The sequence below is a fragment of the Geodermatophilus sp. SYSU D01186 genome (genome assembly GCF_054050215.1).
Window position 1 is genome coordinate 226,370 of sequence record NZ_JBJGYW010000001.1, and the last position, 15,615, is coordinate 241,984.

15 protein-coding genes are annotated in these 15,615 nt (G+C 74.5%); 12 read left to right on the plus strand and 3 right to left on the minus strand.

Annotated elements, in window-relative coordinates:
• Nucleotides 1-20 precede the first annotated feature (20 nt).
• Together ACI784_RS01215 and ACI784_RS01220 are read right to left on the minus strand one after the other, a co-directional pair.
• On the minus strand, nt 21-836 hold the full coding sequence (locus ACI784_RS01215) for a M23 family metallopeptidase (RefSeq protein ID WP_457012291.1): 816 nt from the start codon (nt 834-836) through the stop codon (nt 21-23).
• A 307-nt stretch (nt 837-1,143) separates the two neighbouring features.
• Entirely contained in the window at nt 1,144-2,043 is a 900-nt protein-coding gene (locus ACI784_RS01220; RefSeq protein ID WP_457012318.1) for an esterase/lipase family protein, read from the minus strand.
• Nucleotides 2,044-2,229: 186 nt separating this feature from the next.
• Here ACI784_RS01220 and ACI784_RS01225 point away from each other — a divergent pair, with 186 nt between their 5' ends.
• The 8 genes from ACI784_RS01225 (at nt 2,230) to ACI784_RS01260 (ending at nt 11,245) form a co-directional block, all read left to right on the plus strand.
• The gene (locus ACI784_RS01225) at nt 2,230-3,327 is read left to right on the plus strand and encodes a hypothetical protein (protein WP_457012292.1); all 1,098 of its coding nucleotides are present in this window, start codon (nt 2,230-2,232) and stop codon (nt 3,325-3,327) included.
• 193 nt (nt 3,328-3,520) lie between these two features.
• Nucleotides 3,521-4,684, plus strand: a complete 1,164-nt coding sequence (sucC, locus tag ACI784_RS01230; protein ID WP_456922997.1) for an ADP-forming succinate--CoA ligase subunit beta — start codon at nt 3,521-3,523, stop codon at nt 4,682-4,684.
• Between the two features lie 29 nt (nt 4,685-4,713).
• Nucleotides 4,714-5,592: a succinate--CoA ligase subunit alpha gene (gene sucD, locus ACI784_RS01235; RefSeq protein ID WP_457012293.1), complete on the plus strand. Its 879-nt coding sequence runs from the start codon at nt 4,714-4,716 to the stop codon at nt 5,590-5,592.
• A gap of 236 nt (nt 5,593-5,828) precedes the next feature.
• Nucleotides 5,829-7,079, plus strand: coding sequence for a hypothetical protein (locus ACI784_RS01240; RefSeq protein WP_457012294.1), 1,251 nt, complete (start codon nt 5,829-5,831; stop codon nt 7,077-7,079).
• Between the two features lie 125 nt (nt 7,080-7,204).
• Entirely contained in the window at nt 7,205-8,407 is a 1,203-nt protein-coding gene (locus ACI784_RS01245; protein ID WP_457012295.1) for a cell division protein PerM, read from the plus strand.
• Nucleotides 8,408-8,463: 56 nt separating this feature from the next.
• Entirely contained in the window at nt 8,464-9,066 is a 603-nt protein-coding gene (gene purN, locus ACI784_RS01250; protein WP_456923001.1) for a phosphoribosylglycinamide formyltransferase, read from the plus strand.
• Nucleotides 9,063-10,613, plus strand: coding sequence for a bifunctional phosphoribosylaminoimidazolecarboxamide formyltransferase/IMP cyclohydrolase (gene purH / locus ACI784_RS01255; protein ID WP_457012296.1), 1,551 nt, complete (start codon nt 9,063-9,065; stop codon nt 10,611-10,613). Before purN ends, purH begins: the two co-directional genes overlap by 4 nt.
• Entirely contained in the window at nt 10,613-11,245 is a 633-nt protein-coding gene (locus tag ACI784_RS01260; protein ID WP_457012297.1) for a pentapeptide repeat-containing protein, read from the plus strand. Before purH ends, ACI784_RS01260 begins: the two co-directional genes overlap by 1 nt.
• 6 nt (nt 11,246-11,251) lie before the next feature.
• Here the strand turns inward: ACI784_RS01260 and ACI784_RS01265 are convergent, their stop codons facing one another.
• Nucleotides 11,252-11,899, minus strand: a complete 648-nt coding sequence (locus ACI784_RS01265; protein WP_456923004.1) for a hypothetical protein — start codon at nt 11,897-11,899, stop codon at nt 11,252-11,254.
• Between the two features lie 98 nt (nt 11,900-11,997).
• Here ACI784_RS01265 and ACI784_RS01270 point away from each other — a divergent pair, with 98 nt between their 5' ends.
• The 4 genes from ACI784_RS01270 to ACI784_RS01285 are packed head-to-tail and all read left to right on the plus strand — an operon-like array spanning nt 11,998 to nt 15,427.
• Nucleotides 11,998-12,867, plus strand: a complete 870-nt coding sequence (locus ACI784_RS01270; protein WP_456923005.1) for a bifunctional methylenetetrahydrofolate dehydrogenase/methenyltetrahydrofolate cyclohydrolase — start codon at nt 11,998-12,000, stop codon at nt 12,865-12,867.
• Nucleotides 12,867-13,166: a DUF3017 domain-containing protein gene (locus ACI784_RS01275; RefSeq protein WP_456923006.1), complete on the plus strand. Its 300-nt coding sequence runs from the start codon at nt 12,867-12,869 to the stop codon at nt 13,164-13,166. Before ACI784_RS01270 ends, ACI784_RS01275 begins: the two co-directional genes overlap by 1 nt.
• 56 nt (nt 13,167-13,222) lie before the next feature.
• A complete protein-coding gene (mdh, locus tag ACI784_RS01280; RefSeq protein ID WP_456923007.1) occupies nt 13,223-14,176 on the plus strand; it encodes a malate dehydrogenase in 954 nt (317 codons plus the stop codon).
• A gap of 36 nt (nt 14,177-14,212) precedes the next feature.
• Nucleotides 14,213-15,427 carry an NADP-dependent isocitrate dehydrogenase gene (locus ACI784_RS01285; protein ID WP_456923008.1) on the plus strand — a complete coding sequence of 405 codons (1,215 nt, stop codon included), beginning with the start codon at nt 14,213-14,215 and terminating at the stop codon, nt 15,425-15,427.
• Nucleotides 15,428-15,615: the final 188 nt, after the last annotated feature.

The window sequence follows — 15,615 nt, forward strand, 5'->3', positions numbered from 1 at the left end:
TCGTCCGGGAGGACGACGGATCAGAGGGAGACGCCGCGCTCGGCGAGGAAGTCCTGCGGGTCGATGGGGCGGCCGCTCATGCCGCCGCGGTGGATCTCGTAGTGCAGGTGCGGCCCGGTGGACTGGCCCTCGTTGCCGACCTTGGCGATCTGGTCGCCGGCGTGCACGAGGTCCCCGGCCGACACCGAGTAGTAGCGCATGTGCCCGTAGATGTGGACGTTGCCGTCGGCGTCCTGGATGTAGACCGCGTTGCCGTACCCGGAGGCGCGGCCGGCGCGGATGACGACGCCGTCGGTGGCGGCCACGATCGGCGTGCCGAGGGGCCCGGCCAGGTCGATGCCGTAGTGCATGGTGCCCCAGCGCTGGCAGAAGCAGGTGGTGAGCCGGCCCTGCGTCGGCAGCACGGTGCGCGGGGTGCGCGCGGCGCGGGAGGCGGCGAGCTCGCCCAGGCGGGCCTGGGCTTCGGCCTCGGTGATGCCGCGGCGCACGCCGGCGTCCTCCATGTCGCCGGTGAGCCCGATGTCGGAGGCGGTGCCGAGGCCGTACTCGGCCGCGCTGACCGCGACGTCGGTGGCCGAGTCGCCCATCGTGGTGGGGAGGGCCGCGACGACGGCGCCCACGACCAGCGCGGCCAGCCACAGGGGGCCGCGCTTGCCGGGCGGCCGGGGCAGGCTGCGGCGGCGGGCCGGCGGGGTGTCGTCGGTGGGCTGAGACGGCGCGGTCGCGGGGGCGGCGGGCGGCTGCGGGACGACGGCGGCGCGCGGTGCCGGGATGACGGGAGCGGCCGGCTCGTGGTCGGTCCCCGGTCGCTCGAGCAGTGCGGGCTGCGGAGTCACGGAGCACCTCCTTGGGGGAGCGACCCTCCCGAGCGGTCGCCGCGAGGGCGGTCCGTCGGGGGAGCGACGGTGGCTCGGGAGTCCGGGTGGACCCCCACCGGTGGGTACCGGCGCCGTGATCGGACCGTAACGATGCGTCAGGTCGCCACGGGTCAGCGACACCCCTGTGTCGCCTTGTCTGCAACCGCTGGGGCGGATGTGACGGACGGGACCGCCGGTGCCCACGCGTCGGGCGGGGTGCCGACCGGCCGGACGACGGCGCGCGGCAGCGCGACGGGCGGTGCGGGTGGGGGAGGTGGTGCCGGCCTCAGGCGACGGCGGCCGGCGCGGAGGCGGGGATCGTGCCGGGACGTCGCACCCCGGCGAGCGTGGCCGCGACCTCGTCGACCACGCCGCGGTGGAACGGCAGGGACATGTGGCCGATCCCGCGGACGAGCACGTTGCGGGCCATCAGGTCCGGGTGGTCGCACCGGCCGGCCTGGGTCGGCAGCACCACCTGGTCGAGGTCGCTGTAGATCGCGGTGACCGGCGTGCGGACGCCCGGCGCCGGCTCGGCCAGCTCCTGCAGCACCGGTGACCCCGGGCGGAGCTGGCGTACCAGCGGGGTGGGCACCAGGTGCGCGAGCAGCGACCCCTGGTGCGGCGTCCCCAGGGTCACGAGCGACTCGACCCGCCGGTCACCGCCCTGGCGCTGCACGTGGTAGCGGGCGATCAGCCCGCCGAGGCTGTGCCCGACGACGTGTACTCGCTCGTGGCCGGTCTGCTCGCAGAGGTGGTCGAGGTGGTTCCCGAGGGCCCGCGCACCGCGGGCGACGTCGGTGAGCAGGGGGCTGTAGTTCCACGAGCAGACGTGGGCGAAGCCGCGGCGGCGCAGGCTGCGGCGCATCACGGCGAAGATCGAGTGGTTGTCCACGAGGCCGTGGACGAGGACGACCGGCGTGCGCGCGGCGAGCGGGTCGGCGGCGAACAGTGCCCGGACGCCGGGGGGCTGCTCACCGGGCCGGCATCGCGGATCCAGCCGCAGCGGCTCGGTGCGCGTGCCCAGCGGGTACATGAGGACGTGGGCCCCGACGAGCGCGAGCTCGGTGATCCCCCCGGTGAGGGCCGCGCGGGTGACGAGGCTGCGCAACGGGTTCAGTGGCGTCCGCGAGCCGGGGCCGCGGGTGTGCGAGTCTGGTTCGGACTCCGGGTCGCCGAGTGGGTGCATCTCCACGTCCCTCCCCGTTCGTGACCGCCGGCGGAGCCCGGGTCCGACGTTCGCCGGCGGTGCAGTCGACTCCAGACATGCCCGGTTAACCGGACGGTAAAGCTGATGTGTGGCATTCGTCACACGTACGTGCCGGGGCGACGGAGATCGACACCGGTTCGTGACCGACTCGACGAAGGGGGAACGGTGGCCGCCCGAGATGGCTCCACCCGCGACCGCGACACCGGCGGGCGGGGTGCACCCTCCCGTGACCGGAGCGCCGGCCGGGGGAGCGACTCCGCCCGCCGTGCCGCGTCCGCGCGACGCACGGGACCGCGCCGTCCGTCGGACCGGCCCGTCTCGGCCACCGGCGCGGCCGACGGGCTCGTCGTCGGTGCCACGCCGCCCGGGGCGCGGCTGGCCGGCGCCCTGCTGGTGCTGGCCGGGCTGGCCGGTGTGGTGGCGCTGTTCCCGACCTACCTGGTGGTGGGCGGGCAGGAGGTCTCCCAGGCCGGCGGGCTCGGCAGCGTGCTGCTCGGACTGGTCGTGCCGCTGACCTCGGCCGCGACGGGGGCCGGCCTCGCGGCGGGCCGGGTGCCCCGGTTCGGGCTGGCCTACGCCGGCGTGGCCGGCGCCCTCGCCGTCGGCCTCCTGCTCATCGAGCTGTACCGCGGCCAGGCGTCGACCGTGCGTCCCGGCATGGAGGTGATCGCCGGCCGGTGGGTGCTGACCAGCTCGGTCGAGATCGGCGCCGGCTGGGTCCTCGGCGTCGTCGCCCTCGGGCTCACCGTGCTCGCGGGTGCGGTGGCCGCCGCGGCGTGGGGGCGCACGGTCATGGAGGACGCCGGCTCGCTGGACCCGGCCCGTCCGGGACTGGCCGCTCTCGCGGTGCTGCTCGGGGTCGGCACGGTGCTCTGCCTGGTGCTGCCGGCGGCCGACGTCCCCGACCGCCTGGTCACCGATCCCACGACGGGGTTGCAGACCGTGGTCGAGCAGGACGGGCCGCAGGGGCTGCTCGAGCGGCCCGGGCTGGCGCTGCTCGGCGGGCTCCTGCTGGCCGGCGCCGTCGTCCTCGGCTCGGTGCTGGCGCCCTCGCTGCGGCCGCGCCTGGCCGCCGTCGGCGGGCTGCTGGCCATCGCCGCCGTCGTCCTGACCGCCGGGCTCTCCGGACTGCGCGACGCGGCGGTCTCCGACGAGCTGGAGTGGACGCTGCCGGGCGCGGGGCTGCTGGTCGTCGGCCTCGGGTACGGGGTCCTCACCGTCCTGGCGTGGCGGCTGCGCCGCACCACCCCGCGGGCCGCCTGACCCGGCTGCCACCCCGCCGGGTGAGGCGGCCGGACGCCGCCCGCCGGTCGGCTGCCACGGAGCTGACCAGCGCGGTCGTCCCGGCGGGGGTCACGGGGGGTTCCCGGCCTTCCGTCCAGGGGTGTGTGAGACCGACCACGCCCTCCGCCGTGGAGGCGACGGCGGCATTCCGCGGGGGTTACGGTGCCTGTTCGTGGATCTCTTCGAGTACCAGGCCCGTGACCTGTTGGCCTCTCACGGCGTGCCCGTGCTGCCCGGCGGTGTCGCCGAGACCCCCGAGCAGGCGGAGGCGATCGCGCGGGAGATCGCCGCTCCCGTCGTCGTCAAGGCGCAGGTCAAGGTGGGGGGCCGCGGCAAGGCCGGCGGCGTCAAGCTCGCCGACGACCCCGAGACCGCCAAGGCGCGCGCCCAGGACATCCTCGGCCTGGACATCAAGGGCCACATCACCCACCGCGTGATGGTGGCGCAGGCCAGCGACATCGCCGAGGAGTACTACTTCTCCTACCTCCTCGACCGCGCCAACCGCACCTTCCTGGCCATGGCCAGCGTCGAGGGCGGCATGGAGATCGAGCAGCTCGCCGTCGAGCGCCCCGAGGCCCTCGCCCGCATCCCCGTGGACGCCACGGTCGGCGTCGACACCGCCAAGGCCACCGAGATCGTCGACGCGGCCGGGTTCCCCGCCGAGGTCCGCGACCAGGTCATCGCGATCGCCGTCCAGCTGTGGGACGTGTTCTCCAAGGAGGACGCCACCCTGGTCGAGGTCAACCCGTTGGCCAAGGCGCCCGACGGCACCGTGCTCGCCCTCGACGCGAAGGTGACCCTCGACGACAACGCCGGCTTCCGGCACACCGAGCACGCCGCGCTCGAGGACGCCGCCTCCGCCGACCCGCTGGAGGCCGCGGCCAAGGAGAAGGACCTCAACTACGTCAAGCTCGACGGCGAGGTCGGCATCATCGGCAACGGCGCCGGGCTCGTGATGAGCACCCTGGACGTCGTCGCCTACGCCGGTGAGGAGTTCGGTGGCGTCAAGCCCGCCAACTTCCTCGACATCGGCGGTGGCGCGTCCGCGGAGGTCATGGCCAACGGCCTGCACATCATCCTGTCCGACCCCGCCGTGAAGAGCGTGTTCGTCAACGTCTTCGGCGGCATCACCGCCTGCGACGCCGTCGCCAACGGCATCGTGAGCGCCCTCGGCCTGCTGGGCGACGAGGCGACCAAGCCGCTGGTCGTCCGGCTCGACGGCAACAACGTGGAGGAGGGCCGGCGGATCCTCGCCGAGGCCGACCACCCGCTGGTGACCCTGGTGGACACGATGGACGGCGCCGCGCGCCGGGCCGCCGAGCTCGCCGCCGCCTGAACCACCGACCGGACAGGACAGCTACAGAGATGTCGATCTTCCTCAACGAGAACAGCAAGGTCATCGTCCAGGGCATGACCGGCTCCGAGGGGCGCAAGCACACCCAGCGCATGCTGGCCTCGGGGACGGCGATCGTCGGTGGCGTGAACCCGAAGAAGGCCGGCCAGAGCGTCGACTTCGACGGCACCGGCGTCCCGGTGTTCGGCTCCGTCGCCGAGGCGATGAAGGAGACCGGCGCCGACGTCAGCGTCATCTTCGTGCCCCCGGCCGGCGCCAAGAACGCCGTCATCGAGGCCGTCGACGCCCAGATCGGGCTCGCCGTCGTCATCACCGAGGGCATCCCGGTGCACGACTCGACCTACTTCTGGGCCCACGCGCAGGGTGGCTCGACCCGGATCGTCGGTCCGAACTGCCCCGGCCTGATCAGCCCCGGCCGCTCGAACGCCGGCATCATCCCGGCCAACATCACCAAGCAGGGCAAGATCGGGCTGGTCAGCAAGTCCGGCACGCTGACCTACCAGATGATGTACGAGCTCCGGGACATCGGCTTCTCCACCTGCGTCGGCATCGGTGGCGACCCGGTCATCGGCACCACGCACATCGACTGCCTCCAGGCCTTCCAGGAGGACCCGGAGACCGAGGCCATCGTGATGATCGGTGAGATCGGTGGGGACGCCGAGGAGCGGGCCGCCGACTTCATCAAGGCCAACGTCACCAAGCCGGTCGTCGGCTACGTCGCCGGGTTCACCGCCCCCGAGGGCAAGACCATGGGCCACGCCGGCGCCATCGTCTCGGGCTCGGCCGGCACCGCGCAGGCCAAGCAGGAGGCCCTCGAGGCCGCCGGCGTCCGCGTGGGCAAGACGCCGTCGGAGACCGCCCGCCTCATGCGGGAGATCGTCGGCGCCTGAAGGAGGACCACCCTTCCCCCCACGCCTCGCAGGCCCGGCGTGGGTCCCTGAAGGGTGGCCGTTCCAGCACGTCACCTGCTGCCCGGCGATCTCGTACGAGGTCGCCGGGCAGCGGCGTCCCCGGGGCTCGGTAGCGTTCACCACGGGTGAGGCGAGGCGCGCCACGGTTGCACCGGCGCCTCCCGCGCGCCGACGATGCGGGAAGTGATCGAGCCACTACTGAGGAGCGCCCCGCGATGACCAGTCAGCCTCCGCCCCCGGGCGAGCAGGGACAGCCGGGGTACGGCTCCCAGCCGGGGCAGGAGCCGCGGCACGGGGAGCAGTCCGGCTCCGGGCACGACCCCCGCCCCGGTCAGCAGCCCCCGCCCTCCGGGTACGGGCAACAGCAGCCGGGCGGCCAGCCGCCCTACGGTCAGCAGCCGCAGTTCGGGCAGCCCCAGTACGGGCAGCCCCAGTACGGGCAGCCCCAGTACGGGCAGCCCCAGTACGGGCAGCCCCAGTACGGGCAGCAGCCCCAGTACGGGCAGCCGCCCTACGGCCAGCAGCCCTACCCGCCGCAGGCCGGCTACGGCCAGCAGCCCCACGGCCAGCCGTCCTACGTCCAGCCGTACGGGCAGCCGCCCTACGGCGGGCAGCCGGGCCATGCGCCGAACCCCTACGCGCAGCAGCCCGGCTACGGCCGGCCGCCGTACGGGCAGGATCCCTACGGCCGGCCGGGCGGGCCCGGCGCCTCCGTGGGCTTCGACCTCGGGAGGCTCCGGCTGGCCGACTACGTCATCGCCGGGGGCACGCTGCTGTTCCTCGTGCTGGCGTTCCTCCCCTGGTACCAGATCGACGACGCCTTCTTCGGGTCCGACATCAGCTTCAGCGGCTGGCAGTCCGGCCAGGTCACGACGGCGGTCTTCCTCTTCCTGCTCGCCACGGTGTGGGCGCTGCTGCCGGCGTTCGTCGACCTCCGGCTCGGCTTCCCGCGCTCGGCCATCACGGTCGGCCTCGCGGCGCTGGGCTTCCTGTTCGCGCTGCTGGGGTGGCTGGACTCCTTCAGCGAGGGCTTCTCGTTCTCCGTCTGGGCACTGCTGGGCTTCCTCGCCGCGGCCGCGGTCCTCGTGTTCGCCGTCCTCCGGCTGCTGCCGGAGCTGCGCCACCGCCCGGCCTCCGGCGGGGGGCCGGCCGACGCCACGCGGTGGACCGACCAGCAGGCACCGCAGTTCGGGGGCCAGCAGTTCGGCGGGCAGCAGGGCGCGCCCGGCCGGCCGTCGTACGGGTACCCGGCCCAGCAGCAGCCGTACGGCCAGCAGCCGCCCTACGGCCAGCCGCCGCAGAGCCCGGGTGCAGGCCAGCCGCCCGCCGGCCAGGCCCAGGAGCGCCGCGTGCCCCCGCCGCCGCCCCCGCCGTCCGCGCAGCCCGGGTCTGGTGCAGGCCCGGGTGGGCCCGGCGGGTCCACCGCCTCCGGCAGCGAGTCCGGTCCGAACCCGGGCCACGGCTGACCGAGACGCACCTCTCACCCCGGCGAGGGCCGGTGACCTGCGGGTCGCCGGCCCTCGCCGCCTTTGTGGGGCCGGGTTGGGCGCGGATCGCGGCGATCGTGGTCCGGCCTTGCGAGAGTGGAGCCGTGGTCTCCCTGCTCGCACGCCTGACGCTGCCCGGGCAGCGGGAGTCGGGCGCCGGCCTCCTGCGGCACCCCGCCGTGCTCGCCGCCGTGGCCGCCGTGGCGGTCTCCCTGCTCGGCCTGCTCGGGCTCGGCCTCGCCGTGGTCGTCGTGCAGACGCTCGACCCCGCCGGCGGTCTGCCGGTCGCGGGCTCGGCGCGACTGGCCGGCCGGCTGTGGCTGCTCGCCCAGGGCGGCGGGCTCGTGCTCGGCTCCGGGCCGCTGGTGCTCGCCCCGCTGCTGCTCACCCTCGCCATTGCGTGGGGCCTGTCCAGCGCCGGCCGGGGGGTGGTCCGCTCCTGCGACGTCGGCGAGGTGCGGGGCGCGGCCGCCGTCGTCGCCGGTCTCGCCGTCCCGCACGCCGTCGTCGCGCTCCTCCTGGCCCTCGCGGTGGACGACGCCGGCGCCCGGGTGGACCTGCTCCGCTGCCTCGTCGGTGCCGCGGTCCTCGCGGTCGTCGCCGCGGGGTGGGGGACGGCGCGGGAGTCCGGCGTCCTGGACCTCGTGCTCGACCGGCTGCCACCGCCCGTGCGACCCCTCCTGCGCGCGGTGCTCGCCGGGTTCCTCACCGCGCTCGCCCTCGGGCTGGCCGTGGTCGCCGTGGCGCTCGCCGCGGACGCCCGGGGCTACGCAACGCTCTCCGGCTCCCTCGGCGGCTCGGCGGCCGGCGCGGTCGGGCTGATCGCCCTGGGCGTCCTCCTGCTGCCCAACGCCGCGGCCGCCGCGATCGGGCTGGCCGCCGGCCCGGGCTTCGCGGTGGGCAGCGGCACCCTGGTGTCGGTGCACGGCGTCACCCTCGGGGCGGTGCCCGCGCTGCCCCTGCTGGCCGCCCTGCCCGACACGCAGGCGGTGCCGCTGGTGGCGTTCCTGTCGCAGGCGGTGCCGGCGCTGGCCGGCCTCGTCGCGGGGATCGCCCTCGGCCGGCGGTTCGGCGACAGCGGAGACGAGGGCGGCTCGGTCGTCGCCGGGCTGTGGGGCGTGCTCGCCGGCGTCCTCCTCGGGGTGGCGTGCGGTGTGCTCGCCTCGATCGGCGGCGGCTCGCTCGGCGACGCGGCACTGGCCGAGGTCGGGGCACCCGCGGTGGCCACCGCACTGGCCTTCGCCGTCCAGGCCGGCATGTCCGCAGCCGTCGGGGCGGCTGTCAGCCGCTGGCGGGCGCTGGCCTGAGCGGTCCGCCCGGAGGCGCGCGCCGGACCCGCGCCGGGTCCTCATAGGATCGCGAGGTGCCCGCCCACGTACCGTCCCCGCGGGCGCGGGTCGTGGTCCTCATCTCCGGTACCGGGTCGCTGTGCGCGGCGCTGCTGGAGGCCGCCGACGACCCCGGTTACCCGGCGACGGTGGTCGCCGTGGGCAGCGACCGCGACGCCGACGGTCTCGAGCACGCCCGCCGCCGCGGCATCGCGACCTTCACCTGCCGCCTGCGCGACCACGCCGACCGCGGCGCCTGGGACGCCGCGCTGGCCGCCGCGATCGCCGGGCACCGGCCGGACCTGGTCGTCTCCGCGGGGTTCATGAAGATCGTCGGCCCCGCCGTGCTGGACGCCTTCGGTGGGCGGCTCGTCAACACCCACCCCGCGCTGCTGCCCGCCTTCCCGGGCGCACACGCCGTCCGCGACGCGCTCGCCGCCGGCGTCGACGTCACCGGCAGCACGGTGCACCTGGTCGACGCCGGGGTGGACACCGGTCCGGTGCTCGCCCAGCGGGAGGTGCCCGTCCTCCCGGGAGACGACGAGGCCCGGCTGCACGAACGGATCAAGACCGTGGAGCGCGAGCTCCTGGTGGACACGGTGGCGCGACTCGTCACCGGCGAGGAGGAGCCCCGATGAGCGACCGCACCCCCATCCGCCGCGCGCTGCTGGGCGTGTACGACAAGACCGGCATCGAGGAGCTCGCCCGCGGGCTCGCCGAGGCCGGCGTCGAGCTGGTCAGCACCGGCGCCACTGCCCGCCGCATCGCGGACGCCGGTGTGCCGGTCACCCCGGTCGAGCAGGTCACCGGGTTCCCGGAGTGCCTGGACGGGCGGGTCAAGACCCTGCACCCGTCGGTGCACGCCGGCATCCTGGCCGACCGCCGCAAGCCCGAGCACGTGCAGCAGCTCGAGGAACTCGGCGTCGCGCCCTTCGACCTCGTGGTGGTCAACCTCTACCCGTTCACCGAGACGGTCGCCTCGGGGGCGAGTCCCGACGAGTGCGTGGAGCAGATCGACATCGGTGGCCCGGCGATGGTGCGCGCCGCGGCCAAGAACCACCCGTCGGTCGCCGTCGTCGTCGACCCCGCCCGCTACGGCGACGTCCTCGCGGCGGTGTCCGCCGGCGGGTTCACCCTGCAGGAGCGGCAGCGCCTGGCGGTGGCGGCGTTCCGGCACACGGCGAGCTACGACATCGCCGTCGCCTCGTGGATGGGCAGCGTGCTCGCCCCCGAGGAGGAGACCGTGTTCCCCGCCTGGGTCGCGGCCAGCTGGGAGCGGGCCGACGTCCTGCGCTACGGGGAGAACCCGCACCAGCAGGCGGCGCTGTACCGCGGCGGTCAGCCGGGGCTGGCCCACGCCGAGCAGCTGCACGGCAAGCAGATGTCGTACAACAACTACGTCGACACCGACGCCGCCTGGCGGGCCGCGCACGACCACACCGACCCGTGCGTGGCGATCATCAAGCACGCCAACCCCTGCGGGATCGCCGTCGGCCCCGACATCGCTGCCGCGCACCGCAAGGCGCACGCCTGTGACCCGGTGTCGGCCTTCGGTGGCGTGATCGCCGCCAACCGGGAGGTCGACCTCGCCATGGCCGAGCAGGTCGCCGCCGTCTTCACCGAGGTCGTCGTGGCCCCGTCGTTCACCGACGACGCGGTCGAGGTGCTCACCGCCAAGAAGAACATCCGGCTGCTGCGGCTCCCGGAGGCCGGCCGGCCGGCCACCGAGCTGCGGCCGGTCAGCGGCGGGCTGCTGCTGCAGGTCGCCGACCGCGTGGACGCCCCCGGCGACGACCCGACCACCTGGACGCTGGCCACCGGCCAGCCCCTGGATGCCGCCGGCCTGGACGACCTCGTCTTCGCCTGGCGCAGTGTCCGTGCCGTCCGCAGCAACGCGATCCTGCTGGCGCACGAGAAGGCGACCGTCGGCGTCGGCATGGGTCAGGTGAACCGGGTGGACGCCGCCCGGCTCGCCGTCGCCCGGGCGGGGGACCGCGCCGCCGGCGCCGTGGCCGCCTCCGACGCCTTCTTCCCCTTCGCCGACGGGCTGCAGGTGCTGCTCGACGCGGGGGTGCGCGCGGTGGTGCAGCCCGGCGGGTCGGTGCGCGACGAGGAGGTCATCGCCGCCGCGGCCGCCGCGGGCGTGCCGCTGTACCTCACCGGGACGCGGCACTTCGCCCACTGATGCCGTCGACCCGCCCGCACGTCCGCCCGCCCGAGGCGGGAGCCGAGATCGAGGGGCAGGACTTCGCCCGGGTGGACTGGTGGGGCGCCGAGCTCGACGGGGTCACCTTCACCCGGTGCCGGTTCGACGACGCCGGGCTGGAGGAGCTGGTCACCCGGCGGTGCGTGTTCGAGTCCTGCGTGCTGACCGGGGTGCGGATGGGCGGCTCCCGGCACCTGGGCTCGGCGTTCCTCTCCTGCCGGTTCGACCGGGCGCGGCTGTTCGACGTCACCTGGGACGGCTGCAAGCTGACCGGCTCGCAGTTCCCCGGCGCGCAGCTGCGGCCCATGACGTCGACCGACAGCGACTGGAGCTGGACCTCGCTGCGCGGCGCGGACCTCTCGGGGCTGGACCTGTCCGGGCACCGGTTCCGCGAGGCCGACCTGACCGACGCCGACCTGCGCGAGTGCGACCTCACCGGCGCCGACCTCGACCGCGCCCGGCTGCAGGGGGTCAGGCTGCGCGGCGCCGACCTGCGCGGGGCGTCGACCGACGCGGTGAACTGGCTGGCGTTCGAGCTGACCGGGGTCCGCGTGGACCTCGTGCAGGCGGTCCAGTTCGCCCGCGCCCACGGCGCCCTGGTCGCCGACTGACGCCGGTCACCTCCGCGGGCTGGTCATCATCAGCTTGACCGCGCCGAGGATGCCCAGCACCGGGACGGCGACGGCGAACCAGAAGCCGGTGCCGAAGGTGTCGGCGTCCCACCGGGCGTCGGAGAGCGGGACGAGCACCCCGGCGAAGCCGACCAGGCTCACCAGCAGCGCCAGCACGCCGAGCAGGCGGTGCGAGCGGGCCGGCAGCAGCGCCAGCACGCCCAGCACGAGCAGCACCGCGCCCGCGGCGACCACGGCCACGGGCTGCCACATCCCGTCGGAGAAGACCTCGGCCGCGTCGCGGCCCAGGCCCTCGACGCCCCGCCGGACCAGGTCCAGCCCGCTCAGGTCGCTGCCGGCGATCCAGCGCAGCAGCACGCTGACCCCGGCCGCCACACCGGCCAGCACCAGCAGCAGCCCGGCCAGGGCGTCGGGACGGCGGACCCGCACCGGCCGGGTGGAGTACGGCGGCGCGGTGGCGGCGGGGGGCGGTACCGGCGGGGGACCGGCGGGCGGCATGCCCGCCGTGTAGCCGCCGCCGTAGCCGGTGTCGGTGCGCGAGCTGCCCACCGGCTGGAGCCCCGGCGTCGTCTGCTCCCGCCAGTCGCCGGCGCCGCCGTGCGTGCCGGCCGGGGACTGGTCGCGCTCGGTCATCTGCTCTCCTCGCGGGTCGGCAGGCGGGGACGCCCCGCTGCCCCCGAGCCTAGGGCGGGGTCGCAGGCAGCGGGCGGCTCTCGGGCACACTGTCGGGCGTGCCCGCGACGATCCTGGACGGCAAGGCCACCGCAGCAGCGATCCGGGCGGAGCTGACCGAACGGGTCGCCGCACTCACCGCCGCCGGTCACCAGCCGGGGCTGGGCACCCTCCTCGTCGGCGACGACCCGGGCAGCCGGTGGTACGTCAACGCCAAGCACTCCGACTGCGCGCAGGTGGGCATCGCCAGCATCCAGCGCGAACTGCCGGCCACCGCCACGCCCTCCGACGTCCTCGAGGTCGTCGACGAGCTCAACGCCGACCCGGCCTGCACCGGCTACATCGTGCAGCTGCCGCTGCCGGAGGGGATCGAGGAGAGCACCGTCCTCGAGCGCATGGACCCGGCGAAGGACGCCGACGGGCTGCATCCGGTCAACCTCGGCCGGCTGGTGCTCAACGTCCCGGGCCCGCTGCCGTGCACGCCGGTCGGGATCGTCGAGCTGCTGCGCCGCCACGGCGTGCCGATCGCCGGCGCCGAGGTGGTCGTCGTCGGCCGCGGCATCACCGTCGGGCGGCCGCTCGGCCTGCTGCTCACCCGCCGCAGCGAGAACGCCACGGTGACCCTCTGCCACACCGGCACCCGCGACCTCGCCGGGCACCTGCGCTCGGCCGACATCGTGGTGGCGGCCGCCGGCGTGCCGGGCCTGGTGACGAAGGACCTGGTCAAGCCGGGTGCCGCCGTCCTCGACGTCGGGGTCAGCCGGGTCGAGGGCAAGATCGCCGGTGACGTCGCCAAGGACGTCGTCGACGTGGCCGGGTTCGTGGCGCCCAACCCCGGCGGGGTGGGCCCGATGACCCGCGCGATGCTGCTGCAGAACGTCGTCCTGGCCGCCGAGCAGGCCGCCGCGGCGGACGTCCTCACGGCCTGATGTCCCGCCCGCCGCTCTACACCCGCCGGCCGTTCCTGGCCGGCCTGCTGCGGCAGCTGCCGCTGCTGGTGGTGCTGGTCGTGGTGGGGGTCGGGCTGCTCATGGTCACCTTCGAGCACTGGCGCCGGGGGCTGGTCGTCGTCGGGGTGGCGCTGGTCGGCGGCGGACTGCTGCGGCTGCTGCTCCCGGTCCGGCGGGTTGGGTTCCTCGCCGTCCGCAGCCGGCCCGTGGACGTCGTCCTGCTGGCCGGCGTGGGGGTCACGCTCGCCGCCTTCGCCCTGGCGATACCAGGTGAGTGAACGAGGCCCGGCACCCGACCGGGCGCTGTGGCCGCCCCAGCGATAGGTTGGCCGCCATGGCAGAGCAGCCCAGGAACGGCAAGGTCACCGTCGTCGGTGCCGGCTTCTACGGCTCGACCACCGCCCTCCGCCTCGCGGAGTACGACATCTTCGAGACCGTCGTGCTCACCGACATCGTGGAGGGCAAGCCCGAGGGCCTCGCCCTCGACATGAACCAGTCCCGGCCCATCGAGGGCTTCGAGACCAGGGTCGTCGGCGTCGGCGGCGGGTCGTACGAGGGCACCGAGGGGTCCGACGTCGTCGTGATCACCGCGGGTCTGCCACGCAAGCCCGGCATGAGCCGGATGGACCTCATCGAGACCAACGCCAAGATCGTCCGCCAGGTCGCCGAGAACATCGCGCAGACCTCGCCGGACGCCGTGGTCATCGTGGTGTCCAACCCCCTGGACGAGATGACCGCCCTGGCCCAGCTGGCCACCCAGTTCCCGAAGAACCGGGTCATGGGGCAGGCGGGCATGCTCGACACCGCCCGGTTCTCCAACAACGTCGCCGAGGAGCTCGGCGTCCCGGTCGCCTCGGTGCGCACCCTGACGCTCGGCTCGCACGGCGACACGATGGTGCCCGTGCCCTCGCGCTGCACCGTGGACGGCAAGCCGCTGGCCGACGTGCTCGCCGCCGACCGCATCGAGCACCTGGTCGACCGGACCCGCAACGGCGGCGCCGAGGTGGTGGCGCTGCTCAAGACCGGCTCGGCGTACTACGCGCCCTCGGCCGCCGCGGCCCGCATGGCCCGCGCGGTCATGGAGGACTCCGGCGCGGTCATGCCGGTGTGCGCCTGGGTGGACGGGGAGTACGGCATCTCCGGGGTGTACCTGGGGGTCGAGGCCGAGATCGGGCGCGAGGGCGTCCGGCGAGTGGTCGAGGGCGACCTGTCCGACAGCGAACTGGCCGGGCTGCGCGAGGCGGCCGAGGCCGTGCGCGCCAAGCAGGCTGACGTAGCCGACCTCTGACCGACCGGTCAGAGCTGCAGAGAGGGAAACACAGACGTGAGCAAGATCAAGGTCGAGGGGACGATCGTCGAGCTCGACGGCGACGAGATGACCCGGATCATCTGGCAGTTCATCAAGGACCAGCTGATCCTCCCGTACCTCGACGTCGACCTCGAGTACTACGACCTCGGCATCGAGAAGCGCGACGAGACCGACGACCAGATCACGGTGGACGCCGCCAACGCGATCCAGCGGCACGGCGTCGGCGTCAAGTGCGCGACGATCACCCCGGACGAGGCGCGGGTCGAGGAGTTCGGCCTCAAGCGCATGTACCGCTCGCCCAACGGGACGATCCGCAACATCCTGGGCGGCGTCATCTTCCGCGAGCCGATCATCATGTCCAACGTGCCGCGGCTGGTGCCGGGCTGGACCAAGCCGATCGTCGTCGGCCGTCACGCCTTCGGTGACCAGTACCGCGCCACGGACTTCAGGTTCCCCGGCGAGGGGACGCTGACGCTGACCTTCACCCCGAAGGACGGCTCCGCGCCGATCGAGCACGAGGTGTTCCAGTCCCCGGGCGCCGGCGTCACGATGGCGATGTACAACCTCGACGAGTCGATCCGCGACTTCGCCCGTGCCTCGATGAACTACTCGCTGGGGCGCGGCTACCCGCTGTACCTCTCGACGAAGAACACGATCCTCAAGGCCTACGACGGCCGGTTCAAGGACCTCTTCCAGGAGGTCTTCGAGACCGAGTTCAAGGACCAGTTCGAGGCCGCCGGCATCACCTACGAGCACCGGCTGATCGACGACATGGTCGCCGCGTCCCTCAAGTGGGAGGGCGGCTACGTCTGGGCCTGCAAGAACTACGACGGTGACGTGCAGTCCGACACCGTGGCCCAGGGCTTCGGCTCGCTGGGCCTGATGACGTCGGTGCTGATGAGCCCCGACGGCCGCACCGTCGAGGCCGAGGCCGCCCACGGCACGGTGACCCGCCACTTCCGGGCGCACCAGCGCGGCGAGGCGACCTCCACCAACCCGATCGCCTCGATCTTCGCCTGGACCCGGGGCCTGGCCCACCGCGGCAAGCTGGACAACACCCCGGAGGTGACCCGCTTCGCCGAGACCCTGGAGAAGGTCTGCATCGACACCGTCGAGGGCGGCCAGATGACCAAGGACCTCGCGCTGCTGATCAGCCGGGACACGCCGTGGCTGACCACCCAGGACTTCCTGGCGGCCATCGACAGCAACCTGCAGAAGGCCATGGCCTGACGTAGTCGCTCGTCTCGCAGCGGCCCCCTCGCCCCCAGGTGAGGGGGCCGCTGCCGCTTGTGCGACCCCCGCGCGGCGCGCAACTCCGAGGAAGTCGCGGCTGCACGGGGCACGGCGCCAGCACGTTCCCCGGAGTTGTGCCCTGTGGACGACGCCGGCGCGCGGAGGCCGTCTCCCGGCACCCTCAT

What these genes read in the sequence shown, in the direction of transcription:
- ACI784_RS01220 (WP_457012318.1), bottom strand. Translation starts at nt 2,043, where the DNA reads ATGCACCCACTCGGCGACCCGGAGTCCGAACCAGACTCGCACACCCGC.
- sucD (WP_457012293.1), top strand. Translation starts at nt 4,714, where the DNA reads ATGTCGATCTTCCTCAACGAGAACAGCAAGGTCATCGTCCAGGGCATG.
- ACI784_RS01240 (WP_457012294.1), top strand. Translation starts at nt 5,829, where the DNA reads ATGACCAGTCAGCCTCCGCCCCCGGGCGAGCAGGGACAGCCGGGGTAC.
- purH (WP_457012296.1), top strand. Translation starts at nt 9,063, where the DNA reads ATGAGCGACCGCACCCCCATCCGCCGCGCGCTGCTGGGCGTGTACGAC.
- ACI784_RS01260 (WP_457012297.1), top strand. Translation starts at nt 10,613, where the DNA reads ATGCCGTCGACCCGCCCGCACGTCCGCCCGCCCGAGGCGGGAGCCGAG.
- ACI784_RS01265 (WP_456923004.1), bottom strand. Translation starts at nt 11,899, where the DNA reads ATGACCGAGCGCGACCAGTCCCCGGCCGGCACGCACGGCGGCGCCGGC.
- ACI784_RS01275 (WP_456923006.1), top strand. Translation starts at nt 12,867, where the DNA reads ATGTCCCGCCCGCCGCTCTACACCCGCCGGCCGTTCCTGGCCGGCCTG.
- mdh (WP_456923007.1), top strand. Translation starts at nt 13,223, where the DNA reads ATGGCAGAGCAGCCCAGGAACGGCAAGGTCACCGTCGTCGGTGCCGGC.